Source organism: Streptomyces sp. NPDC002623 (genome assembly GCF_053592635.1).
This window is the reverse complement of sequence record NZ_JBSFWB010000015.1, coordinates 120,744-144,743: the sequence shown is the minus strand read 5'-3', so window position 1 is coordinate 144,743 and position 24,000 is coordinate 120,744. Positions and strand designations below refer to the sequence as shown.

21 protein-coding genes are annotated in these 24,000 nt (G+C 70.5%); 12 read left to right on the top strand and 9 right to left on the bottom strand.

The features are described from left to right. Positions 1-141: 141 nt before the first annotated feature. Genes ACWD4O_RS26610 through ACWD4O_RS26595 form a run of 4 tightly spaced genes read right to left on the bottom strand, consistent with a single transcriptional unit; the run spans position 142 to position 2,652 of the window. A complete protein-coding gene (locus ACWD4O_RS26610; protein ID WP_451283481.1) occupies positions 142-504 on the bottom strand; it encodes a DUF4913 domain-containing protein in 363 nt (120 codons plus the stop codon). Next, complete coding sequence (locus tag ACWD4O_RS26605) at positions 501-1,523, bottom strand: hypothetical protein (RefSeq protein ID WP_451283479.1); 1,023 nt, start codon at positions 1,521-1,523, stop codon at positions 501-503. Before ACWD4O_RS26605 ends, ACWD4O_RS26610 begins: the two co-directional genes overlap by 4 nt. Further along, the gene (locus tag ACWD4O_RS26600; RefSeq protein ID WP_451283478.1) at positions 1,520-2,131 is read right to left on the bottom strand and encodes a hypothetical protein; all 612 of its coding nucleotides are present in this window, start codon (positions 2,129-2,131) and stop codon (positions 1,520-1,522) included. Before ACWD4O_RS26600 ends, ACWD4O_RS26605 begins: the two co-directional genes overlap by 4 nt. Before the next feature lie 23 nt (positions 2,132-2,154). Then, a complete protein-coding gene (locus tag ACWD4O_RS26595) occupies positions 2,155-2,652 on the bottom strand; it encodes a hypothetical protein (RefSeq protein ID WP_451283476.1) in 498 nt (165 codons plus the stop codon). Between the two features lie 329 nt (positions 2,653-2,981). Here ACWD4O_RS26595 and ACWD4O_RS26590 point away from each other — a divergent pair, with 329 nt between their 5' ends. From ACWD4O_RS26590 to ACWD4O_RS26545, 10 genes are all read left to right on the top strand, one after another. Then, positions 2,982-4,643 (top strand): conjugal transfer protein, encoded by a 1,662-nt coding sequence (locus ACWD4O_RS26590; protein ID WP_451283474.1) that lies wholly within the window; start codon positions 2,982-2,984, stop codon positions 4,641-4,643. Positions 4,644-4,703: 60 nt separating this feature from the next. Then, positions 4,704-4,967 (top strand): hypothetical protein, encoded by a 264-nt coding sequence (locus ACWD4O_RS26585; protein WP_307164503.1) that lies wholly within the window; start codon positions 4,704-4,706, stop codon positions 4,965-4,967. Positions 4,968-5,022: 55 nt separating this feature from the next. Beyond that, positions 5,023-5,508, top strand: coding sequence for a hypothetical protein (locus tag ACWD4O_RS26580; protein WP_451283472.1), 486 nt, complete (start codon positions 5,023-5,025; stop codon positions 5,506-5,508). A gap of 81 nt (positions 5,509-5,589) precedes the next feature. Further along, a complete protein-coding gene (locus ACWD4O_RS26575) occupies positions 5,590-8,589 on the top strand; it encodes an ATP-binding protein (RefSeq protein WP_451283471.1) in 3,000 nt (999 codons plus the stop codon). A gap of 53 nt (positions 8,590-8,642) precedes the next feature. Beyond that, entirely contained in the window at positions 8,643-9,233 is a 591-nt protein-coding gene (locus tag ACWD4O_RS26570) for a hypothetical protein (protein ID WP_451283469.1), read from the top strand. A 53-nt stretch (positions 9,234-9,286) separates the two neighbouring features. Then, positions 9,287-11,476 (top strand): hypothetical protein, encoded by a 2,190-nt coding sequence (locus ACWD4O_RS26565; RefSeq protein WP_451283467.1) that lies wholly within the window; start codon positions 9,287-9,289, stop codon positions 11,474-11,476. A gap of 53 nt (positions 11,477-11,529) precedes the next feature. Continuing rightward, the gene (locus ACWD4O_RS26560; protein ID WP_451283466.1) at positions 11,530-11,757 is read left to right on the top strand and encodes a hypothetical protein; all 228 of its coding nucleotides are present in this window, start codon (positions 11,530-11,532) and stop codon (positions 11,755-11,757) included. Next, positions 11,754-12,515 carry a hypothetical protein gene (locus ACWD4O_RS26555; protein WP_451283464.1) on the top strand — a complete coding sequence of 254 codons (762 nt, stop codon included), beginning with the start codon at positions 11,754-11,756 and terminating at the stop codon, positions 12,513-12,515. The genes ACWD4O_RS26560 and ACWD4O_RS26555 overlap by 4 nt, the downstream gene beginning before the upstream one ends. Positions 12,516-12,648: 133 nt before the next feature. Further along, a complete protein-coding gene (locus tag ACWD4O_RS26550; RefSeq protein ID WP_451283462.1) occupies positions 12,649-14,169 on the top strand; it encodes a WhiB family transcriptional regulator in 1,521 nt (506 codons plus the stop codon). A 23-nt stretch (positions 14,170-14,192) separates the two neighbouring features. Then, positions 14,193-14,456, top strand: a complete 264-nt coding sequence (locus ACWD4O_RS26545; protein ID WP_351919009.1) for a hypothetical protein — start codon at positions 14,193-14,195, stop codon at positions 14,454-14,456. 192 nt (positions 14,457-14,648) lie between these two features. Here ACWD4O_RS26545 and ACWD4O_RS26540 read toward each other — a convergent pair whose 3' ends face one another. The 4 genes from ACWD4O_RS26540 to ACWD4O_RS26525 form a co-directional block, all read right to left on the bottom strand. Continuing rightward, positions 14,649-14,912, bottom strand: a complete 264-nt coding sequence (locus ACWD4O_RS26540) for a DUF6406 domain-containing protein (RefSeq protein ID WP_451283460.1) — start codon at positions 14,910-14,912, stop codon at positions 14,649-14,651. A 16-nt stretch (positions 14,913-14,928) separates the two neighbouring features. Then, the gene (locus tag ACWD4O_RS26535; protein ID WP_451283458.1) at positions 14,929-16,380 is read right to left on the bottom strand and encodes a hypothetical protein; all 1,452 of its coding nucleotides are present in this window, start codon (positions 16,378-16,380) and stop codon (positions 14,929-14,931) included. Beyond that, a complete protein-coding gene (locus ACWD4O_RS26530; protein WP_451283456.1) occupies positions 16,377-19,169 on the bottom strand; it encodes a helicase HerA domain-containing protein in 2,793 nt (930 codons plus the stop codon). The genes ACWD4O_RS26535 and ACWD4O_RS26530 overlap by 4 nt, the downstream gene beginning before the upstream one ends. A gap of 373 nt (positions 19,170-19,542) precedes the next feature. Next, positions 19,543-20,064: a hypothetical protein gene (locus ACWD4O_RS26525; RefSeq protein ID WP_451283454.1), complete on the bottom strand. Its 522-nt coding sequence runs from the start codon at positions 20,062-20,064 to the stop codon at positions 19,543-19,545. 21 nt (positions 20,065-20,085) lie between these two features. Between ACWD4O_RS26525 and ACWD4O_RS26520 the strand changes: the two genes are divergently transcribed. Together ACWD4O_RS26520 and ACWD4O_RS26515 are read left to right on the top strand one after the other, a co-directional pair. Next, the gene (locus ACWD4O_RS26520; protein ID WP_451283453.1) at positions 20,086-21,018 is read left to right on the top strand and encodes a M48 family metalloprotease; all 933 of its coding nucleotides are present in this window, start codon (positions 20,086-20,088) and stop codon (positions 21,016-21,018) included. 20 nt (positions 21,019-21,038) lie between these two features. Beyond that, positions 21,039-23,156, top strand: a complete 2,118-nt coding sequence (locus ACWD4O_RS26515) for a hypothetical protein (protein WP_451283451.1) — start codon at positions 21,039-21,041, stop codon at positions 23,154-23,156. Positions 23,157-23,178: 22 nt separating this feature from the next. Here the strand turns inward: ACWD4O_RS26515 and ACWD4O_RS26510 are convergent, their stop codons facing one another. Next, complete coding sequence (locus tag ACWD4O_RS26510; RefSeq protein ID WP_451283449.1) at positions 23,179-23,751, bottom strand: hypothetical protein; 573 nt, start codon at positions 23,749-23,751, stop codon at positions 23,179-23,181. Between the last annotated feature and the right edge of the window lie 249 nt (positions 23,752-24,000).

The window sequence follows — 24,000 nt, the reverse complement described above, 5'->3', positions numbered from 1 at the left end:
GGAGGAGGCGGGGAGTCGGGGGAATTCCCGGCGAGGAAAGACAGGAGCCGGGTGTCGGGAAACGGGAGGAAAGCCGGGGCCGGGCTCACCTCACGGCGGTGCCGTCCACGGCACGCGGATCCGACGGCCCGCCACGGGCGGTCACTCGGGCCGCGGGTCCACCGGCAGCGGGTCGAACGGGTAGGCCGTGTGCCCGTCCTTGGGCGAACAGGCCGCGAACGGGCCCGCGTCGGCGTCCATCAGCACGCGCAGATGCGGGTCCGCGTGATGCAGCCACCACGTCGACATGCCGAGCGCGGGGTCCTGACGCAGGTGCTCCCAGGCCAGCCAGAGCGCGGAGAGGCGGGCGCCGGCCTCGGGGTGCTCCCACCACCTCGGGCACCAGGTGGCCGAAGAGCCGTTGAGACGGCGGCGGATCACCTGGGCGAGGTAGTCGGAGACGAAGACGAAGACGTCCGCGAAGTAGAACTCGGGCTCCTCGGCGGCGGGTTCGGCACCGGTCATCGTTCGACTCCTGCGGGCTGCTGCTGAGGTACCGGGGGCGGCAAGGTCAGGGCCACGGCGGGATTGAGGACCCCATGGCCCGCGGTCGGCCCGCGCGGGGCAGCGGGACGGGCGACGGGGCGTACATCGACGCCGGGGAGGAACTCGTTGCCGGCCGCACGCTGCACCGGCTTCGCCCTGGCGTTCAACTCCTCGTACGAATCCGCCAGTTGGAGTCGCCACAGGGCCGCTTCGTGGCCGTCGCGCAGCTTCTCGGGTACGTCGACGCCGCCGAGCTTCCGGGCGAACTCCTTCGGGGACTTCGCCGGGTCGAAGTCGTCCATGCACACCTGTGCCCGCATGGCGTCGTTCGTGATCAACTCGTCGATCTCCGGCGGCAGATGACCGTGCCGCGGTGCGGGCAAGGGGAACTTGATGTTGTCCTTGCCGACGTTGTCGTGGGCGAGCAGCCGAGGCAGTTCGTCCTTGCCGAGGACGGACGACCTCACGATGTCGGTGGCGAAGGCGACGACGGGTCCCTGGGCGGCTTCGGCATAACGCTGCGAGACCGTCGACCAGACCTCGGGGGCGAGATCCGCCACCTCGGCGGAGTCCAGCTCGTAGTCCCTGACGAGCGCGCTCTGCACATGCTTGTTCCACAGCTGGTACGAGTCGAGCCGACTGCCCGCCGGGGAGTCCTCCAGCACCTGGAGGTCCCTCGACTTCCCGCACGCCTGCGCCAGGAAACGGTGCCCCACCGGTTCCGGCGCGCCCTCGGGCTGCGACATGAACGACCAGAACGCCCGTACGGCGCCGCGGCCCTCGTGGGTGACGGACTCGTTCTGCGCCACGTCACGAACGAAGGAGGCCAGGTCCGGTACCTGACGGCCCTGCTCGTGGGCCGCGCGCCAGTCCGCGTAGATCCGCTCGGCCACCGCCGCCCCCTCCTCCCGCGACTGCGGCTGCGCCTGTCGGGAGGAACTCTGCAGCGCCAGCGCGTCCGCGATCTCGGCCTGCGTCGGAGGAGCGTCGAAACTCACCCGGCCTCCCGCACGGCCGGGTACACGGACAGGCTGATCATCGATCCGCCCGGCCGATCCTGAGTCCACGTGGGGAACGACACCGACTGCTCCAGGACGAACGCCGCGCCGCCCTCGCCCGGGGTCGTCCAGTGGGCGAGCCGGTACGGGCTGCGGCGCCGCAGCCGGGACTCCCGCGCCTCCCAGAACGTGGGGGCCGGCGGTTCCGGGAAGTCCTCGGCGTCCCAGGCGCCCGTCCATACCGGAGCGCCCAGCACACCCGCGGCCGCGTCCAGGCAGACGGGCCAGTGCTGGTCCGCGGCGGCCAGCACGGCGCTGTTGGCGCCCGCCTCGTCGGCCTTCACATGCCAGGCGTCGTATCCCACGCCGGAGACGGGGGCCCACTGGCCGTCCGAGTAGAACGTCAGCTTCCCCCCGCTCGGGCCGCGCACGGCCAGCTGCCGGTCGAACGTCAGGGGCTCCCACCCGTACCGCCCGCACCACTCCCGCAGCACGCTCTCCGGGCCCCACGGCGGACCCGGCCACACCGAAGCCCAGTCAACTCCCCGCAGCACCGTCAGCTCGGCGGCGAGGTCCTGTGCCGTGCGGCCGGTCGTCTCCGTCAGCATGGCTACCCCTCTCAATCAGGCCATCAGGTCAGGACGATACCGAGCAGCAACAGCAGCACCACGATCGCGCCCATCACGATGCGCGCCGTCGGGTCCTCGCGTTCCCACAGGTCGTGGACGACGGTCCAGCCGGTCATACGGGCGGCACGGCCGCTCTGCAGCCGCGCGCCCACGGGCTGCTGTTCCTCGCTGTCGTCGTCCCCGTCGGACGTCGACGGCTCGTCGCCGTCGATCCCGACCGGCAGACCCTGCTGCTCCTGGGCCACCAGGACCATCTGCTCGAGGAGTTCGGGAATCGTGTTCGGCGTGAGGGGATAGGCGAAGGTGCCGTACGGCGTCTCCACACAGAGTCGGGCCTGCCACGGGTTGCCGGGCTCATAGCCGTCGACCCACGCGCGGTCGGACTGGAAGAACTGCGGGGTCTGCAGGGCCGGGGGCAGCTGTCCGCCCGCCTGCACCTGGTGGGGCACGCCCGGGATACGGGGATCGGGCTGCTGCGAAAGCCCGTGGTCGTCGCTCAACTCTCGTCCTTCGCCAGGTCCGTCGGGTCCAGGGGTGGTGCCGGGTACGTCGATGCGTCGGGCAGACGCGCCCCGGGCATTGTGGGCCGAGGACCTTCGGCGCGCCGACGCCTCTTCCCGACCTGCCCCTGCCAGTTTTCCCGGCGGCTTTCCCGAAGGAGACCGGCCGGGAATCCTCCGACTCCCGACGAGGAAAGCGACACCGATCCCGTGACGCGTCTTTGTCACACTGCCAGCGCACCTGGCTGGGCCAGGGCCCGTCGTGCGGTGCGGCCGTGACCCGCCCCGGCGGACGGACGGGGAATCGACTCGCTGGAGTAACCGACTCGATGACAGACCACAACAGCCCTGCTGGCGCGGTCGGCGGAGGCCAGCCTTCCGGGCAGCCCGGGTCCTTCGGTCCTTCCCAGCAGCCTCAGCAGCAGGCGTGGCAGGGGCAAGGGCAGGGTCAGGGGCAGCACGGTGCCGCCCCCCAGCAGCCACAGGCATCCCAGCCCCAGCCGCAGCAGCTCCCCTCCGACGCGGCCCGCGCTCAGGTCGCGGCCGCCTGGGTGCGCAACACGCCCCGGGCCGGCCAGGCCGCCGTACCGTCGCTGCCGCCGCGTGAGACGCGTCCCCCGGGCGAGTCGAAGCAGGAGAAGCGCGAGCGGGAGCGGGCCGCGCGCAAGGCGGCGTACGAGCAGAAGAAGGCGGAGAAGGAGCAGCGCAAGAGGGGCGGTGCGGCTACGGCCGCCGCTGCTCCCGCAGCCGCACCCGCGCCTGCCGTGACCGCGGGAGCCCGGTCCGCGCCCCAGGCCCCCGCGGCCGCCAACCAGACGCTCTCCCTCAAGGCAGCCCCGGCCCGGGCCACCACCGCGGCCGGTGCGGCCGGCCCCGCCCAGGCCACGGCCCCCCACCGCGACTTCGTCGTCCCCAAGCCCGGTGGCCGTATCTCCGCAGGTGGCCGCCGTACGCACGTCGCGCTCCGCGCCACCCTGCTGATCACCACCTGTGTGTTCGCGCTGGGCTCCTGCGGCGTGATGGGACTGGTGGTCGGCAAGTCGTCCGGGCCCTCGACCGCCGGGCTGGACACCGCCGATGTGAACAAGTACCGCCTCACCGACTTCCCGACCCAGCAGGCGGCGACCTTCGCGGAGCAGTACGCCCTGCTGTGCATGACGTTCTCCCCGGAGACCGCGTCCGCGCGCCGGGTGAACCTCGCTCGCTACGCGTCCTCCGGCGTCGACGCCGAGTGCGGCTGGAGCGGCGAGGGAACCTCCACCGCCGTCTCCGCCACCTGGGACGGAACCGCCGAGAAGCTTCCCGAGTACGGTGACAACGGCCGCTACATCGGGGTCCAGGTCCGCACCGACGACGGCACGCTCACCACGCTCACCGTCCCGGTGTACGTGAAGAACCTCACGACGGGCGAGGGCATGCGCGTCGCCGGCGACGTCGGCCAGATGCCGTTGCCGGCCCGCGCGGACGTGCCGGAGATCGACCAGGACGACGAGGTCGTGGACGACGCCCTGGCACAGCAGCTCCAGCAGAAGGTGCTGCCGGGCTACTTCGCGGCCTGGGGCGCCTCCGACGCGACGGCCATGGCCCGCTTCACCACGCCCGACGCCTCGCAGTCGGCCACGTCGGGCCTGTCCGGCCGGCTGGCGACCCCGACGATCAACGACGTCGTCGCGCTCGTCCCGACGAGTCTGCAGAAGACCGACCCCTACACCTACCCCGTCGGACAGGCCGTCGAGGTTCGCGTGGTCGTCGACTGGGGCGATCCGAAGAGCGAGACGGTGCGTCGCGCCTATCGGATGACGGTGGTGAACACGGCCCAGGGCTGGTTCATCAAGGACATCCGCGGCGGTGTGCTCGACTCACAGGGCGGACGGGCCGACAACGGCGGGGACGCGGACGCCGCCACAGGCACCGCCTCCCCCTCGGCCGGTCCCTCGTCCTCCGCTTCCGCGTCCGCCCCCACGACCGTCCAGTCGCCCAAGGGCCAGTAGTCCGACGCGTCCTGACCCGCACTCGCTCACCTACCGCTTCACCACCTGAGAGGAAACACCGTGTACCTGGCCGCCACCACGATGGAGGACATGTTCGGAGAGATCGAGACGATCCTCCGCAACGCCGGCACGATGGTCGCCGTCATCGCCCTCCTGATCCTCGGCATCCGCATGCTTCTGTCGATGAAGCGCGGCGACGGCATGCGCGAGGCCTTCCAGGGCTTCGGCATGATCGCGCTCGCCGCGCTCATCATCGGCGGCGCCACCGGCCTCGCCGGTCTGCTCATCGACCTCGGCGGCCAGATCGGCGGCGGCAACGGCTGACGTCCGTCTTCGGAAGGACCGTCAGTAGCCGTCCCAACCAGGGGAGTTCGCAGACATGAGCCAGGAGGCACCACCGGAGCCGCTGGTCGCGTACGACCACACCGATCTGGTCAACCGTCCCAAGCGGATCTGGAACTGGGGCAACATCCCGCTGCCGGGCCTGCTGCTGCCCGCGCTGGGCGCGGCCTTCGGCTTCGGGCTGCTCTGGCTCATCACGCTGTTCACGATGTCGGCGTTCCTGCCGTTCCTCGGCATGTCGATGTGGACGTCGATCCTCTACTTCGGACCGCCGTTCGCCGTCTACTTCGTCTGGGGACGGCCGCTGCCCTCGGCGCTCACGCTGAGCCAGCAGATCGTGGTGTGGACCGACTGGTGGTTCCAGCCCAAACGCCTGCAAGGCCTCGCCGCGGACCAGGAACCCGAGCAACTGCACTGGCAGGTCATCCTCTTCACGCCCGGTTCGCCGCGCTGGCAGGCCCGCTACGACGCCGCTCGCCGGGCCGCCGCAGAGCGCGGCAGCGCCTTCTCCACCTATCGATGAGCCACACCACTGATCCACTTGAGCCACTCACCGAGCCACCGCTGACCTCTTACACGCCAACTACCGCAGGATGACTCCCCCATGTTCATGCTGATCCTTCTGGGCGGGGCGGCCGCCTTCTTCGTGGTCGCCATGATCATGGCCGCCACGTCGAGCAAGAAGAACGGCCAGGGCGGCCAGGGCGGCTCGAACCGGTCGTCCTCGGCCCGCTCCAAGCCGTCCGGCTCCTCGGCGGGCGCCCGCCGCGAGGACCTCCGCCTCCCCTACCGCTACGCCGACGACATGATCTTCGTGCACGGCGACTCGGTGTGGACGGGCATGGTCCTGCCCAACGCCATCGACGAGTACCTGAACGCCGGCGAGCTCCAGGCGATGGCCGAGGGCCCGGCCCGCGGTCTGCTCAACCTGGCCCGCGGCGACCGCAACGTCGAGTGCCACTACCGCAAGGTCTACCAGCCGATCACCGCGCTGACCTGGGCGGAGGAGCTGAACGCGATCGCCTGGGAGCCGACCGACAACTACAAGGCGTACAACCTGCGCAAGGCCGAGTACCAGGAGCGCATCGGCGCCAAGCGGGAGCGCAACATCCTGCTGGTGAAGCTGGGCTCGCTGAAGCGCACCAGCGGCGGCTCCGGTGTCGTCGCCCAGGACGACGAGCCGTACGACGAGCCCGGTCTCCTGCAGGGCGTCCGCGGCGCCGCCGACCAGGCCGCCGCCACCGCGACCGGCGTCGCGGACGAGTACCTCTCCCCGCACGTCCTCGCCGAGTGGACGCAGACGGCCGTCGAGGTCCACGAGAGCCTGGAGGGCCTCAAGGGCACCCCGCTCAGCCGCGAGGAGCTCGTCTGGCTGATCCGCAAGCCGCTCCACGGCGACCTCCCGGTCCCGCCGGAGCCGGTGCTCGGCTCGCGCGCGTGGGGCCCCAACCAGTTCGACCTGGTCGTCGACTTCTCCGGCGAGAACCGCAAGACGCACATCGTGCTGAACCAGTACGACGAGGTCACCGGCGAGCAGCAGACCAGCTACACCACCACCCTCGTCGCCGCCAACTGGCCCGCCGAGACCCGCTTCCGCCAGTCGACCGCCTGGGCCCGCTACGCCGCCCAGCACGTGGAGTTCCCGGTCGAGATCGACATGCGGTTCACGCTCATCCCGTACCTGAAGTTCAAGGACCGCGCCGACAAGATCCGCGGCAACCTGGTCGACGAGATGAACGACATGGCCAACTCGGGCCGCAGCCCCGACACCAAGCTGGCCACGCAGGTCACCCGCGCGCAGGAGCTCGTCGACGACATCGACGAGCACAAGATGCCGGGCATGGAGGCGCAGATCCGCTTCACGATCTCGGCGCACGACGTGAAGGAGCTGGAGCGCCGCCGCCGCGTTCTGGAGATGCAGTTCAAGCAGGACCTGAAGGTCACGCTGCTGCGCCCGACCCGTCAGCAGTGGCGCCTGCTCCAGTCCCAACTTCCGGGTGATGCACCCAAGTTGCCGATCGCTCCTTACCTGCGGTTGCAGGAGGTCGAGCAGCTGGGCGCCGGACTCCCGACCGCCGGAACCGAACTGGGCGACAACCCCGAGCAGCGGTCCGGCAAGCGGCTGGGCTGGGTCGGCAACCTGGTCGGCTGGGCGGGCAAGATGCCGGTCCACTACTCGCTGCACGTCGGCCCGGCCCGCAACGACGGCGGTGGCCTCGCGATCGTCGGCGCGTCGGGTGGTGGAAAGTCGTCCCTCGCCCTCCAGAAGTTCTACGAGGAATCGGAGTCGGGCGTCCGCTGCCTGGTCATCGACCCGAAGACCGACTTCGCCCAGATGTGCTACTACCTGGCCTACGGCTCCCAGGTGAACGACCCGGCCTTCGCGAGCGACGCGGAGCAGGGTCTGCTGGGCACCCAGCAGAGCCGCTTCCAGCCGGTGAACCCCGAGTTCTGGGCGGAGACGGAGGTCGTCGACCTCCTCAAGGGCCAGGCCGGCGTCCTGGACCCGTGGGTCATCGCCCGGGACGTCCCCGCGGGCCGGCTGCTCGCCGAGTCCATGCTCCGCGGCTTCCTCGGCGACGACGACTACCAGCGCGTGCGCCTCCCCGTCATCGAGGGCATGGCGACGGTCATCGGCCGCTACAACTCCGCGATCCGCCAGGCGGTCGAGCAGGGCTACACGGCCCGCGACGCCGAACTCGCCGTCCCCCGCCCGACGTTGTGGCAGGTCGTCGACGAGGTCGTGGCGGCGTACGACCAGGCGGTCGCGTCCGGCGACCGGGAGGCGATCAAGGACCTGAAGCTCGCGCAGATGCTCCTCACGGAACTGCGCACGCTGCCGTACGCCCGCCTCTCCTTCGCCGAGCGCCCGCAGCCGCTGTCCAGCATGCGCAAGCGCCGCACGGTCATCACCCTGCGCGGTTTCCAGTCCCCCGCGGCCTCCGACCCGCGCAGCTGGAACCCGGCGGAACGCCTCGCCGCGACGGCCCTGATGGCGGTCGTGGAACTGGGCAGCCAGATGCTCGACGTCGGCTACGAGAAGAACCCGGTGACCGGCGAGATCGGTCTGCGCCCCAAGGCGCTGTTCGTCGACGAGGCGTACGTCGTCACCGCGACCGAGTCCGGCCGCGACCTGATGCGCCGCGCGCTCAAGCAGGGCCGTTCCTATCTCGCGGTCACCGTCCTGATCACCCAGCAGGCCATCGACCTGGTCCAGATCGAGGACTCCGAGGCCCGCAGCGGCGGCGCCAACCAGATCCACACGGTCTTCGCCTTCAAGCAGAAGTCGGCGCAGGAGGCGTCCCTGGTGGCCCCGCTCCTGGGCCGCCCGGAGAACGACCCGAAGGTCATCGCCGCGCTGCAGGAACTCCGCACGGGTGTCTGCCTCCAGCGTGACGCCGACAAGCGCGTCGGCACGGTCGCCGTCGACCTGGTCTTCAAGGAGATCCTGGCCGCCACGGACACCAACGGCACCACCCGCCCGGCCCGGCAGGGCATCAACCCGCCCCTGAGCGTGTGGGACTGGACGTTCCTCCAGGAGGTCGAGGAGGACCCGGCCACGGCGCAACGCTCCGACCAGAACGCAGCCGCCCAGCCGGCATGACCGCGCGCGAACCCGCCGCCGACCAACCCCCATCAGCACTGAGGACGGACACCATGCGAATCAAGCGAGCGCTCGCGATCGGCGCCACCCTCGTCGCGTTGACGGCGGTGGGGGCGTGCGGGGGCGGTGACGACAAGGACAAGAGCGGCGGCGACGAGAAGAGTTCGGCCTCGGCCGGCAGCACCGAGCAGGCCGCGGGCAGTTCGCTGCCCAAGGCGTCGGACATGGCGTCCATCGCGTACTACCTGAACAAGTACACCCCCTGCCTGGACCTGTCGACGGGCAAGGAGTACGACGCCAACCACGACAGCGAGAACAGCGCCTGGGGCGCCGACGAGGCCGCGGACCCGTCCTGGGGCATCAAGGAGCGCGGTGTCTGCACGGACGAGTCCGGACACCCCATCGCGTTGCTGTCCGTCGAGGACATGGAGAAGTTCCAGACGGCCGTCAAGAAGGACGGCTCCGAGTTCCTGGTCGGTCAGGACTTCGCGGTCGTCCCGGTGGGCGACACGGCACGCCAGGGCCTGCAGAAGTCCGAGCTCAGGTTCCTCACCTGCGACGCGGACTTCTCGGCGCCCAGCGGCTTCACCAAGGAGGCCGCAGCCGTCGACGGCTGCGTGCTGAGCGACTACTTCCCCAGCTGACCCGAACCCCGACCCTCCCCCATCCCGCCCCCGCGTTCCCCGAAGGACTACAGATGCCCTCGCGCACAGCGCTGCGCCGCGCCCTCACCAGGGCAGGCACAGCCGTCCGCGCCCTCCTCTTCGTGGCGCTGACCCTGACGGCCCTCACCCTGGCCATGCCGACCCCGGCGTACGCGGGCTTCTCCTGCGACTTCACCGGCGACGACAGCTACCAGATGGACACGCCGGGCAACAACGGCGAGTCGATGTTCGCCGCGGTGATCCAGTGGGACAAGGACACCAAGCAGTCGACGACGCTCCTGGACGACTCCGGGACGACGACCGGCGCGGTGAAGATGCCGAAGAGCCCCGACAAGTACACGATGTACGAACTCGACGGCATGCGCGGCATGAACTGGTCCCAGACCTTCAAGGGCCGCGGTGACGCCTCCGAGGACAACGGGAACCTGGGCAGCGGCGCCGACGACTGCTCGGTGATGTCGATGGTCAACAACGGCATCGCCGACTCCATCCTCAACGGCACCAAGATCTTCACCCGGGCCGCCATCTCCATCAAGGAGTCCGCGTCCAACCCCAGCCCGCTCGCCGGTCTCTACGAGGGCCGCGACAGCGTCGTGACCACGCTGAAGGAGAACGTGCTGCGTCCGGCCGTGCCGGTCATGATCGTGCTGGTCGGGCTGTGGGTGTTCACCAAGTGGCGCAAGGGCGACATGCGTGAGGTGTGGGCCGGCATCTCGTGGTCGGCGTTGACGATCATCGCCGTCACCGCGTTCCTGACGGGCGGCAACTACGACAAGTTCGTGAGCACGGCCGACTCCTACATCGCCCGGGCCAACTCGGCGCTGACGGAGACCGTCCTGGCCGGCGTGTCCGGTGAGACACAGGCGCCCTGCGACCTCGACAAGGGCGAGTACAACCGTGGCCTGCGCATATCCAGCTGCGCCATGTACGACACGCTCGTCTTCCGACCGTGGGCGCTCGGACAGTTCGGCGACCCGGGCAAGAACTGCATCTTCAAGAAGGACGGCGGCGGCGAGATCACGAACGGCGTCTGCGTTCCCGCCGACAAGAACGAGACGTGCGACTGGGGCAAGGGGGCCCGCTGCGAGGACCTTCGGGTGATCCAGCTCGTGGCCCAGTCCAAGACCAACGTCGACGCGTTCAGCGGCAAGAAGCTCGACAAGTTCGAGGACTCGTGGGTGCCCATCCGCCAGCAGATCGCCGGCGGCAAGGACGACGGCGACGACGTGGACGACATGCACATCTACCCGGTCGCCTTCGACGACTGGGCGGGCAAGCACGCCGGCAACCGGGTGGGGCTCGCCTTCTACTCCATCATCGCCGCGCTCATCGTCGGGCTGATGGTCATCGTGCTCAGCGCCCTGACCCTGCTGTGGCACGCGGTCACCCTGATCCTGGTCATCCTGCTGCCGCTGGTGGCCACGCTCGGCATCCACCCGTCCCAGCAGAAGCTGCTGCGGAGCTGGCTGGAGACGTTCATCCACAGCTTTGTGCTGCGGGCGGGCTTCGGCGTGATCCTGACCGTGCTGCTGGTGCTGTACCAGATGATCCTGCCGGCCAAGGTCGCCCTGGGCACCCAGCTGCTGATGCTGCTCCTGGTGACCATCGCCATCGTGATGATGCTGAAGAAACTCCTCGGCGGGAACTTCACCCCGCAGGTCGCGGGCGGCGAGGACGTACTCGGCATCCGTGACACCGCCGGCAAGGTGACCGCCATGGCACCGGGTCTCGCCGCGTCCGCCGCCAAGACCTCGGGTCGCGTCGCGGGCGGAACGGCCAAGGGAATCGACAGGGTCGTCGCCGGCGGCAGGGGCCGGGACAAGATGCAGCAGTGGGGCTGGATCGGTCAGTCCAAGCGCGAGCAGCGCAAGACCCAGCACCAGTCGGCCGACACGACGCGCATGAAGCACGAGATGACCCGGGAGGAATTCGAAGCGCGGAAGGCAGCGGAGCCGGAGCCGTCCCCCGCCCCGACGCGCGGTCGCCGGGTCAGCGGCGGCGGCCAGTCCGCCGCGCAGTCACCGCCCCCGTCCGAGCCTCGCCCGATGCCCGCCGCCCCTGCTCCCGCTCCTGCGCCTTCGCCTGTTCCGCAGCAGTCACAGCACCAGCCCCAACCGCCCGCCCCCCGTCCCCGCCCCAACCCCACCACACCGCCGCCCGCAACCCCGGCCCCGCCCCCGCCGCCGCCCCGGGACCCCCGCGGTCCCAGCGGCCGCGTCTGACCCGCGGCCACTGCCCCAGCTCACCCGCCTGCAAAGCCTCCGAGGAGCCTCCGATGCCCGCCGTGACCGCCGACCGCACCCCCGGCCAACTGGTCGTGGAGCTGGAGCGGCTCATCGGCGTGGACTGGCCCACGGTGTGGGCGGGTGTTCCTGAGGACGAGGAGAAGCAGGCGGGTGGAACAGCCGAGGACGACGGCCCCGGCGGGCGGCCGGCTCCCAAAGCCGAGGCGTCCGCGGCGCCCGACCTACAGAAACAAACGACAGGACCGGGGCTGGGATGAGCTCAAAGACGAGCAAGCAGGCGAAGTCGAAGTCGAGCCCGAAGCCGGGCCAGAAGCCGAAGCCGCCCCTCGAACCCAAACGGAGCACCCGCCCAGCACAAAGCCCCACGGGCCCCACTAGCTCCACGGACCCCACCGGTTCCACCGGCTCCACGGGAGGCCCGCTCCCCCACCTCCGCCGTCTCCTCCACCAGGACGAGAACGACCCCTGGGCGGTCAAGCTCCTCCCCCGCGTCGTCTTCGGCCTTGCCGCCGCCTACACGCTTTTCGCCATCGCCTCCGAGAGCGGCTCCAGCTTCATCACGGTCTGTGCCCTGGTCGTCCTCGGCGCGGTGGTCTGGCTGCTCCGCCGCCGAGGCCAGCTTCTCCTGGGCCTCGGGTCGACGATCCTCTCGGCCGCGTTCACCGGACTGTTCTCCGCGGTGGGCGACTCGGCCCGTATGTCCACAAGTGCGACCGTCACCGGCCAAGCCGCCTTCGGCTACTGGGCGCTCGCCGGCATGGCGCTTCTCGGCGCGTGGATGGTGAAGGAACACCCGGGCCGACGCGGCGTCACCGTCGTGCTCGCGGATGTGATCCTCGTCATCGCGTCGGTCGTCGGGATGTTCCTGCCCGAAGCGGGCGTACCACTCGGTTTCCTGGGAGTGATCGGCGTACTCGCCTTGCGCGGAAACAGCGCGAAGGCCGTGGTAGCCCGTACCCGGCGGGTACTTGGCCGACTGCGGCCGCGCAAAGCCAGTGACCCGGCGGACAGTTGAGGCCCGTGTGAACTTTTCGTCTCGTCACTGTGCCAGAACGGCACATGCTTTGCAGATGCGTTGCACCGGGTTGACGGGTCGTTCTAGAGTCCCCTCCGATCACGGATCATCACGGGGGATTACAAACATGCGTATGGCCAGCCATACGGTGCTGCACGCGCGGCCGCCGCGCGGACCGGTACATGGGCCCGGAGCTCATATACCGGACGCCGCCCTGCCCTGCCAGCGCCGACCGGACGTCTTCCAGCACCCGCTGCTGGAGGCGTCGACCGACATCCCGGACATCTCTCCCGAACAGCGCCATCAGCACCTCGTCCTGCTGCGCACCGCCCGCGACCTGTGCGCTTCCTGTCCGTTGTGGCAGGAGTGCCTCCAGGACGCGATCGCACACGCGGAGCCGTCCGGCTACACGGCCGCCACCACGCTCGAGGACCGTCGCTGGATCCGCCGATCGCTCGGCATCGGCGACGGCAACGGCAACCTCCCGACCCACACCAGCGACGGCCTCGGCGGCACGGGCAGCGGCACCGGCGGTGCCGGAGGTACCGGTGACACCTCCCGTCGCCTACTGCGCCTGCGCTCCCGCACCACCGACGCGGCCGCCCTGCACGCCGCCGAGCGCGGACTGCCCGAGCTGGAGCGGATCCTCGACGCGTTCGACGCCCGCCAGGAGCAACTTGCCAGCCTGCGCCGCGAGTTGCCCGCGATACCCAGGCAATTGCACGAGCACACCGCCACGCGGCCCGCACAGCCCACGCACAGCCAGGGCCCCGGACACCACCCCCAGCCGCACCCCCACCCACACCCCCACCCGGAAAGCAGGAGCGAGGACATGCCATCGGCCGAGTCCGGGCAGCGGATCGCCTTCTCGTACGAGGATCCCGCCCAGGCCGTACGACAGGCCCTGCTGGTCCCGCTGATCCGCTCCGCCCTGCCCACGCTCGACAGCCTGGAGCAGCTGGTCACGATGCTGGCGAGCGTGCCCGGCGGCGACATCGCACCGGAGCTGCCGGACCACCTCCGCGCCGTGCGGAAGGCCGTGGAGGCGGTGGCCCCGGAGGGCTGCTGCGACGACCCCGCCGAGGCCGCCGCCGACACCGGCGCCCCGCTCCGCGCCCTGACCGGCTCGGTCTCCGTCGAGCTCGCCACCACCGACCCGGTGGCGGCCCTGCGCCGCGACTTCCTGGAACCGCTGCTGCGCGAACTGGCCTCCGGCCTCGCCAACATAGAGAAGGTGGCGACGATGCTCGCCGCGACCTCGGCCGGCGACGAGGGCCGTCTGGAGCCGATCCGCACCGCGCTGCAGGGCGTCCGCGCATGCCTCCCGCACCCGGCCCCGGCCGGCAAGGCGTCGCCCGCCGCCACGGGCCAGGCCCCCCACACCACGCCGCCCGACACCCCCAGCATCCGCGCGGCCGTCGAGACCGCCGTGGCCACGTTCCCGGGCCCGTTCTCCTCCCGCGACGTCCTGCGCGCGCTGCCGCCCGGCGTCTACGGCGACCCCTCGAAGACGATCAGCAACGTCCTGTCCGCCCTGGTCAAGTCGGGCCGCCTACAACGCCTCGCCCGTGGCACGTACGCTCGCACCGTGGACGTCCCCGACGTCCCCGTCCTGCCCGGCCGACCCGAGCAGGACGCGGCGAAGAGCGCCTGAGCCGGAAGGAACCCACCGCCCCGATGACCGAACCGACGCCCACACCCCCGCCCCCGGCCACGGCGGACGCCCAGGTGCACGTCTTCTCCCCCAACGCGGGCCTGATCGACGGTGTCCCGGTCACGGCTCCGCCCTACGGCGACATCCAGGACGTCGTCCTGTCGATCCTCCAGCAGCGCGCCCAGCAACTCGGCGCGCCCACCCCGGCCACCATCACCGACAACCGCTACGGCGGCGCGATCCGCCTCCTCATCCACCCGGACGGCACGACGGAACAGCTGGGCTGAAGCCCGACGACGCCCCCTGCCAGCTCTGATGTGTGAGTGAGCCGAGCCGATGGCCGCCGAGTTGCACACACGAGGCCGACCGGGCTGACCGGGCTGAAGTGATTCACGGACATCGCCCGGCAGGTCGATCAGGTGGCCCCGGCCTCGGCCTCGGGTCGCTCGCCGCCGTGTACAACTCGCCCGTCCCGCCGTCTAGTTCGCGGGCACGGCGACGACCGTCCATCTGCCGCCCGGGAAGTGCTCGATCTCCGTCAGCCTCCAGGACTCCCCGTCCACGACGAAGGTGTCGTTCAGATGCAGGGTCACATCCCGTTCCGCGCCGTCCGCTTCGAGAACGGTCAATGTGACCTGAGCCGGCTCTGAAGCGGTGGCCCGAGCGCTGCTCACCCCGCCGATTCTCCCGGCTCCGGTCGTGGTGACCTGACCCGAGCGGATCACCAGTTTTTCGCGCGCCATATCGACCTGCTCCTCTCTAGGTGAGCGTGGCATAATAGCCCGCCTTCTTTCCGCTCACGTCGTCGACTTTATGACTGAAGTAATCGATGAATTCATCGGTCGGAATCGGATCCGGGTGACGGAAGCCCCAAGGATTCTTCAAGTGGACCATGCCGTCCTCCGCTCCGACCACTTCGTACGCATGCCCCTCAACCAGCCTGTACGGCAGTTCCTTCTCGCCTGCCTCATGGTCTGCCTGACGGGTACCGGCCAGGATCGGCTTGTTGTCCGCGAGTTGGCTCTGAAGGTGACCCTCGAGTGCCTGGCCGCCACCCGGACCGTCCGGAAAGGCATACACAGCGCTGTCGTCGCCCGTCAGCTGGGTGAGCATTTCGGCCTGATCCCACTGGGACGAACCCTGGTTGAGCCGTTCATATCCAACCGGCGTCGGACCATCGGGATGCTTCTCATCGTCTTTGGCGTACTGCCAGCGCGATTCCCAGTTGTCCTGGCGATCGGAGTCCCAGGTCTGGTCGACTCCGGCCATCGCCTTCTCGAGCACCGCCCCCCAGGCACTCGACCCCATCTGCGCGAACGCCGGCGTGTCCGGGGCATCCTCGCGAACAGGCAACTCCGGTGTGACGGACAGTTCGACCTTCTGCGCGGTAGAACGGTAGACACCGTCCTCGCCACGCTTCGTTTCGTAGAGGCTGACCGCGTAGGTACCGTCGGGATTCTCGTGGACGCTGTTCTCGATGGCGTCCGGGCGATGGCCCGCAACAGCTCGGATCGAACAGACGACACCGCAGTCCCCCAGACCCCCCTGACTCATCTGTTCACGCGTGGGCGGACCGTCGAACAGGGGGACCTTGTCCTCCTGGCCTTCGTTGATCGGATCCCCGTAGGTCAGGTTTCGGGGTTCGCTGCCCTCGTCGTCGTACATGTGCTCGATGCGGGGTCGATCGACGGTCTCGTGCAGCGCGTCCGCCTCATCCAGTGCCTCCGGCTCCGCGGACTCGTGGTTCTCTTCCGCTTCCACGTCTTCCACGACGTCCGAATCAGGCACCTCCGCCTCGGCCTCGGCCTCCGACTCGGCCTCCGACTCCTCGGCCTCCGACTCCTCGACCTCCGACTCCTCGACCTCCGACTCCTCGACCTCGGGCTCCTCGACCTCGGGCTCCTCCGGCTCCTCGACCTCTGGTTCCTCCGGCTCTTCTGCATCCTCGACCGCCAGCGGGCTCTCGCTGCCCTCCGAAGCGTCAACCCCTTGCTCGGCGACCTCCTCGACAACCTCCTCGGCATCCCCGGGCTCTTCGGGCTCTTCGGGCTCCTCCGATTCCGCGGGTTCCTCCGACTTCGCAGGCTCCTCCGGCTCCGCCCACGCGTCCGCAGACTCGACCGCGGAAAGAGTCGCCCGTGTCTCCGCCTCACGGGCGGCGGCGTCTGCGGCGGCGGTCGCCCCCTGCTCCGTCGCGTGCAACTCGCTCATTCCGACCCCCCGCTACGCGACGCCTCCGCGACCACCGCGACCGGCTTCCGAATCTTGCGGTCGAGGCATGACAAAGCGGCAGCGAACCGCCGCCCCCACTCCTCCGACGGGTCCACGCACCCGACGATCCGTTCCAGCGTCGACGGCGCGTACCGTCCGTGGTAGTACTCCCGGGTCTTCGTGCCCTTGCGGGCCTTCCAGCGCGATTCGCCCACCGGGCAGGGGTCATGCCCGGCCAACTGGGCGCGCATCATCGTCGCCACGTGTTCGCTCAGTGCCCCCGGGTCCGCCGGAGCGCCCACGCGGCTGTGTACCGCCGCGTCGACGGCCTGACCGATCGCGCAGTCCAGGAGGCGGCCCCGGTAGGGGTCCAGGTCGCGGCGCATCTCCTCGCCCGGCAGCGGGGTCGTCCAGCCCAGCAGGTGGGCGGCCACCGCCATCTCCGCCCACAGGGTGATCCGGAGTTCGGTCCGGGCCGTGAGGCGTTGCGCCCTGCGCAGGTCTCGGAGCGTGCAGGGGGTCGTCGTCGAGCAGTCCGCCGCGCAGGCCCGGCTGCGCGGGCCCGTCAGTCCCGCCGCCGTCGACGGACGGATCGCGCCCGCGTCCTCGCGGGACGTTCCGTCGCGCATGCGCACCAGCAGCGGGTAGTCCATGCCGTCCGTGAAGACGGCGGCCTCGCCCGGCCGCAGGGTGACCAGGTACTCGGACTGCGCCGGCGTGATGTTCATCGTCGCGCCGACTGCCTCCCGGTCGTCCTGTGCCGGGAGCCGGTGGACGACCTTCGCCGCCGTGTTCTTGATGACGTCGGGCAGGAGTTTGCTCGGGATCTGGTCGGCGATGACCAGGCCTTCGCCATACGCCCGGATCTCCGCCAGCAGGCCGGCGAACATCTCCACCGCGTGGGCGCTCGCGCCGCCCTCCTCCGCGCGGCGCAGCAGCCGGTGGGCTTCCTCGAAGACCGTCAAGTGACGCAGGGGAAAGGAGAGTTGACGGGTCACCCGCTGTTCCATGCGCAGGTACTCGACGAGCCTGATGAGGATCGTGCCCATCAGGAACGCCTTGTCCTTGTCGTCGCCCACGTCCTCGATCTCGAAGACGACGTTACGGCGCAGCAGTTCGCCGAAGTCGATCGGACGTCCGCCCTCCAGGAACCGGCCGGTCGTGCCGAGGCGCAGGCCGGCCAGGCGGATCTTGATGAAGCCCTGGACGTTGTCGGCGACCTCCTTGCCGTAGCCGATGTCCCGCACCACCTTGAGCGCCGTGTGCTCCAGGTCCTCCAGGGTCGGGTAGCGCGGCTCGGTGCCCGGGATCGTCGGCTCGCCCAGCGCCAGGTCCCAGCCGAGGTCCTCGTAGCAGCGGGTCAGCGCGGCGCTCAGGACCTGCGGGAACGGCTCCTGCGGGTCGAAGGACGCCAGGAACAGCGCGCGCACCATGTCGAGGTGGGTCTGGAGCGGGAAGCGCTCGCCGCTCGCGTAGGCGGACGGCTCCAGGGGGTTCAGGCCCGCCGGCAGCGACTCCGGGTCCCCCGGCTTGATGACGACCACCTCGGCGTCGTCCCCGAGCCGCGCCGACATGAAGCGGTACTCGGCCTTGGCGGGCTCCACGACCAGCCACGGAATGCCCGCGTGCGTGGCCGACTCCAGCAGCCCGCGCACGGTCTGCGACTTGCCGCCGCCGGTCGCCCCGCACACGAAGGTGTGCCGGTTGAGGGTGGAGCGGGTCAGTTCGAGGTCGCCGACGGGACTGCGGTTGCGGTCGAGGACCGAGCCCAGCCGGACGGGCCCGGCTCCGGGCGGCGCCGGACGGCCCGCGGTCTCGGGGGTGACGTCGAACTCCGGGCGCAGGGCGAACCGTACGCCGGGGATCTCCTGGGCCGGGGGCCGGGCGAGGGCCGCGAGCAGGTCCGAACCGGCGTGGAAGGGGTACTCCTCGGGGGCCGGCAGGACTCCGCCGAGGGCGGTGGGCAGATCGCCGACCCGCCCGGTCGGACGCAGCGCGTACGGCAGTCCCTCCAGGTCGGCCGACGCGCACAGCAGAGCGGCCACCCGGGTCGCCTCCTCGGGCGTGCGGCCGCCGGCCAGCAGCCGGATGCGCCACAGCCCGGTGGCGGAGGCCCTGGCCAGCTCCTTGTGCCGGCGCTCCAGCCGGGCGACGGCGATGGCGTACTCGGGCGAGCCCTCCGCCTTGGTCTGTGCCCTGCGTCGTTCGTCGGCCACGTCGCCGGTGAGTTCGTCGAGTTCCGCGGGCGGCGCCGGCTCGGCGAACACCAGCCAGGCGAACGGTTCCTGCCAGACCCCGAGGAGACAGTCCTCCAGGGTGGGCCGCCGGCGGGGCGCTCCCGGGTTCGCGTACCTCGGCTCGTCGTCGACCAGCAGTCCGTCGGTCACCCCGGCGACCGCGCTCCAGCAGGGGAAGGAGGCCATCAGCGCGGCGGCCGTCCCCGTCGGCTGACGCTGTCCGCGCGCGCCCGCGGGCAGCCGCAGCAGGGACGCCGTCGGGTCGGATTCCTCGGCCCGGCCGCCCAGCAGGGAGCTGCCGCCGATCACGACGTCCAGCGGGCCGTCGGCCGCCCGGCGCGCCCAGCCGACCAGCACCGCGCCGCCCGCCGGATCGTGCGGGTGCGGTGCGTGGTGGGCGGAGACCAGGGCGGCGAGGCGCTGCGCCCGCAGCTCGTCCTCGCTGCCGACGGGCCGGTCCGCGGACGGCCGCTGCCTAGGAACCTCGCGCAGCAGCGCGGCCTCGGCACTCGCGAACCGCTGCCAGGCGCCGCCGACAGGACTGTCCGTCATATGAGGTCCGTCCGCGTGGCGGGTTCCGTCCGCGTGGCCGGTTCCCTCCGCGCAACGAGTTCGCTTCGGAGAACGCACACAGACCCGGATTCCATCTGGGCATGCACATGCGCAGGCAGTGTGGTTGGCAACGTGTCCCCCGTCGATCCCCAGCTGTCGATCTTTCCTTGCAACTGTAACGTCACTTTCCAGGAATCCCGGTGGACTTGGGAAGTCCCGTCAGGCACCATGTGTCGGCTTGCAGATCAATGACTGACATCCGCTTCGGCGGACACGGGGGCGAGTTCAATCATCAGAGGCGTGCTTTGTGCTGCCCTCGGGACGGTCATTTCTCACCTGTCCACATTTGAGCGCCTTCTGGCGTCCATGTCTCTCAGGGCGATCCCATATGACCCATCCCGTTGACCCTCGCCGGCCCCAGAATCCGTACGGACACGGCGGCCCAGGCGATCCCGACGAGCAGGCGACCCCACCCGGCCAGCCGCAGCAGCAGCAGCCCTATCCGGCTGCTCCGCCGCAGCAGCCGCCGTACCCGCAGACGCCCTACCAGGCAGCTCCGCCGTCCCAGCCGCCGTACCCGCAGCAGCCGCAGCAGCCGCAGCAGCCACAGCAGCCACAGCCTGGTTACCAACCTCCGGCGCAGCCACCGCAGTTCGCGCCCGGCCAGCCGCCCCAGTACGCGCCGCAGCAGCCGCCGTACGGTCAGCCCCAGCAGCCGCAGCCGCAGCCGCAGCCGCAGCCACCGTACGGCCAGCCGCAGCCGCCCTACGCACCGCCGCAGCAACACCCGCAGCACCCGCAGCAACACCCGCCGTATCAACAGCCGTACCAGCAGTCGTTCGCACCGCCGCAGTATCCGCACCCTCAGCAGACGCCGTACCAGGTACCGCACCAAGCGCCCCAGCAGGCACCGCAGTTGGCGTATCCGCCGCAACAGCAGCAGCCGCCGCAGTACGCGCCGAACGGGGCCCCGACCGGCGTCCCGCAGGTGCGGCGCGGCGCCGATGCGTCCTCGGTGGCCGTGCTGCTGCTCAACGTGCCGCTCTTCCTGGGCAGTCTGCTGGTGATCTGGCTGATCTCGCGCGCCCTGCCGAGCGGCCTCGACACCGCCCTCATCCTCGCCTGGCTCGCCTCGGGCGCACTGGTGTTCCACCGGCCGACCGAACGCAGCCTCGCCAGGATGCTGTTCCGGATGCGTCAGCCCACCGGTGCCGAACTGGCCGCGCTCCAGCCGCTCTGGGACGACGTCACCCGGCGGGCCGGGATCGACGGCTCGCAGTACACGCTGTGGATGGAGGACACCGACGAGCTCAACGCGTCGGCCGCCGCCGGGCACATCGTCGGTGTGACGCGCGGGGCGATGCGGCAGCCGCCGCACCAGCTGTCGGCGATTCTCGCCCACGAGCTGGGACATCATGTGGGCGGTCACTCCTGGGCGCTCCTGCTCGGGATCTGGTACGCCGTCCCGGTCCGGATGTTCATGACGGTCGTGAAGTTCGTGACGCGCTTCCTGTTCTACTTCACCGCCCATCTCTCCTGCCTGGCGGCCGCCGTCTTCGTGCTGGTCTTCGGCGCCCTCGCCGTCGCGACCTTCCTCACCTTCCCGCCCGCCGTCGCGCTCTACGCGCTCCCGTTCCTGCTCGCCTGGGCCGGACGGCAGGGCGAACTGCGGGCCGACCGGTTCGCCGGCCAGCTCGGCTACGGGCCCGTGCTGATGTCCGTGTTCGCGGGCTGGCAGGCGGAGGGCCACGACGACGCCGCGCGCAAGGAGGGCCCGGTCGCCCGGCTCATGTCCTCGCATCCGCCGCTGCACCAGCGCATTCGCGCGCTCGAGACCTTCGTCTCCTGACCGGCCGGGAGCCCTGACCCATGACTGTCGAGAACACCGAGGCCGGACGGCTCGGCCGCTATCTGCGCCTCTTCGACGCCGGCCAGCGCCTCGGCTGGATCTACCGTGACCCCGAATCGCTGCGCCACCCGTTCGTCGAGCCCGAACCGCAGCGGGAGCAGGTGGCGGCCGGGTACGAGAACCAGGCGACGGCCGCCCGGCTCGACCACCAGGACCGACGCGGCTCCGCCCTCAAGATCGGCGGCGGTGTCGCGGCGGCCTGCTTCGTCCTGAGCTTCTACTTCGGCCCCGCGATGGCGATCATCGGCGTCGTGGTCCTCGTCCTCGGACTGGCCCGGCTCGCCCTCGCCCAGCAGAAGCTGTCCTCGGCCACCGGGGCGCTCACGGCCCAGCACGGCGCGCTGGAGCAGCGGTTCCAGTCCTCCTGGCAGGTGTGGCAGCAGCGCCGGCAGTACCACGAGAGCCAGCAGGAGCAGTGGGTCCGCAGCCTCGACGCCTGGGGTACGCGGCCGATCGGCCCCGACACCCGGCGGCTGGACGTCTTCGGCGGCAGCCAGCGCGGCCGCGAGGGCTTCCTCACCGTCTTCGGCACGTCCACGCTCCAGGAGCGGCCGGTCATCGTCGTCGACCTGACCCAGGCGCTGGTGTGCCGGGAGCTGTCGATGCTCGCGGAGGCCGCGGGGGTGCCGGTCGACGTGCAGCTGCTGCCCGGCCGGATGGCGGAGAGCAGCATCGTCGGCGGGCTCGCGCCGCACGAGCTGGTGCACGCACTGGTCGAGGCCGTCCACGGGGACAACCCCGAGGCGGGACGCGCCGAGCGGGCCGTCGACACGCGCATCCTGACCCAGCTGTGCGGGGCGCTCGGCGCCGACGTCTCCCTGGCCCGGCTGGGCGCGGGGCTGCGCGTCCTGATGGGCGAGACCGACGACACCAAGTGCCTCGGCCGCGACGAGCGCAACCGCATCGCGGACGACCTGCTGAACGACAAGAACAAGGACCAGGTGCGGGACAGCCTGTTCCGCCTGGTGTCCTTCGTCCACCCGCTGGAGCAGCTGGGCACCGCCCGGGGCGGACGCGGCCCCGGCTATCTCACCTGCCTCGCCCTGGACTTCGGCGCGGGCTCGGCGAGCACCGAGCTGCTGGCGGACCTGGCCGTGCAGAGCGTGATGCGACGGCTGTCCACCTTCGAGGAGACGGCCCCGTCGGTCGTCGTGGCCCTCGGCGAACAGGGTCTGCAACGCCGCCACTTGGAACAGCTGGCGCAGGTCTGCGAGCGCAGAGGCGCGCAACTGGTGCTGTCCCACCCGCACTTGAGGGACGCGGCGGAGCAGATGATAGGCGGCGGCACGGTCGCGTTCATGAAGCTCGGCAACCACCAGGAGGCCAATGTCGCGGCGGACTTCATCGGCCGCGAGCACTCCTTCGTCCTGCACTCGCTGACGGACACCGAGGGGCGCACGGTCAACACCTCCGTCGCCAGGACGATCGGCTCGTCGGTCAGCCGGGGCACGACGCACAGCGAGTCCGTCACCCGAGGAAGCAACTGGGGCAGCAGCAGCTCCACCAGCTACCAGGCCGGGGCCAGCCCCTTCTCGGCGTCGACGTCGACCTCCACCAGCTCCGGCGGCAGCTACAGCGAGACGACCGGCATCTCGACCAGCGTCACGCACTCCACCAACGAGTCCACGACCCGCACCACCGGCGACAGCGACAGCACCAGCCTGGCGACGGGACGACAGCGCGTCTACGAGTACGTCCTCGAGCCCACCCAGCTCCAGGCCCTCGCCGAGTTCAGCCTCCTGGTCGTGGAACGCCGGGCGGGCGGCGCGGTCCAGGTGCACCCGGTGGACTGCAACCCCAACATCGTCTTCCTGGACCGGGTGAGCATGTCCCCACTCCCGCAGTTCACCCCGCCACCGCCACCGTCGCCGGCGGCGGCGGCGGCGGCAACAACGCAGATCGCAGCCCCCCAGCAGCCGTACGGCCGGCCGCCGTACCCGACCACACCCCAACAGCCCTACGCCCCGGGCTTCCAGCAGCCACAGTGGCCGAACCAGGGCCGGCCCCAGCAACCGGGCGGCTGGACCCAGGGCCCACCCCCGAACTGGCCGGGCCAGCAGCCGGGGGGCTATCGGTAGGGGCGGTCGGTCGGTCAGTCGGTCAGTCGGTGGGGGCGGTGCCCGGGGGCGGGGTGCCGGCCTCATCGATGTCGGCGAGCACAGCTCGAGAGTTCCTGATGCTCAGTTCGAGCACTTCACGACGGAAGTTGCCCGGCTCCCGCCGGTAGCGGCTTTTACCCACCTCGGAGGTGAAAGCACTGGCGGGAACCGCATCCTGCCCCGGCGGGATGAACTTGATGACCTCTTCATAAGCGGCGAGCGCATAGGCCACGGCATCGCGATGCTTGTAATGCTCGGATTCAGGTGTGTTGAGCAGCTGAACCCCGGTGGATTCCGCGATCCGGAAAGCGACGTCGAGGAATTCTCCCGGGTCGATGATCTGCGACGGCTCGGGTCCACCGAATGCAGGCGGAGGCGGCGGAACCTCCTCCGCCATCCGGAAGACGAAACGACAAGTCGTGCCGCACTGCCGGCACGCACCCTCGTACACCGCCACGAGATCATCCCCGTGCTGCTCCAGCCGATGCTGCCGATCGAAGTCGCCGGAACCGCACTCACAGGGATGCAGATCCATGTAGAGGTGGGCTTCGAAGGCTGAGCGCGCAGTCAACATGACATGATCCTACGGGCCGTTGATGAACATGTAGACGGAAGGTACGGGGGACGTGCTGCTACCGGAATCCGAAGAGGCCACTGACGCACAGCTGCGTGCCCGGCAGGCGACGCTGGTCGCGGCGGCGGAACGCGATCTGGGAGCCGTGGCGTCCATCGTCCTGGGGGAACGTTTCGGCGCATTTCATAAAGTAGAGGGTACAAGGGAAGAAAGGGAGCACTTCCTTCTGGAGGACTCCCAGGGCGGTTC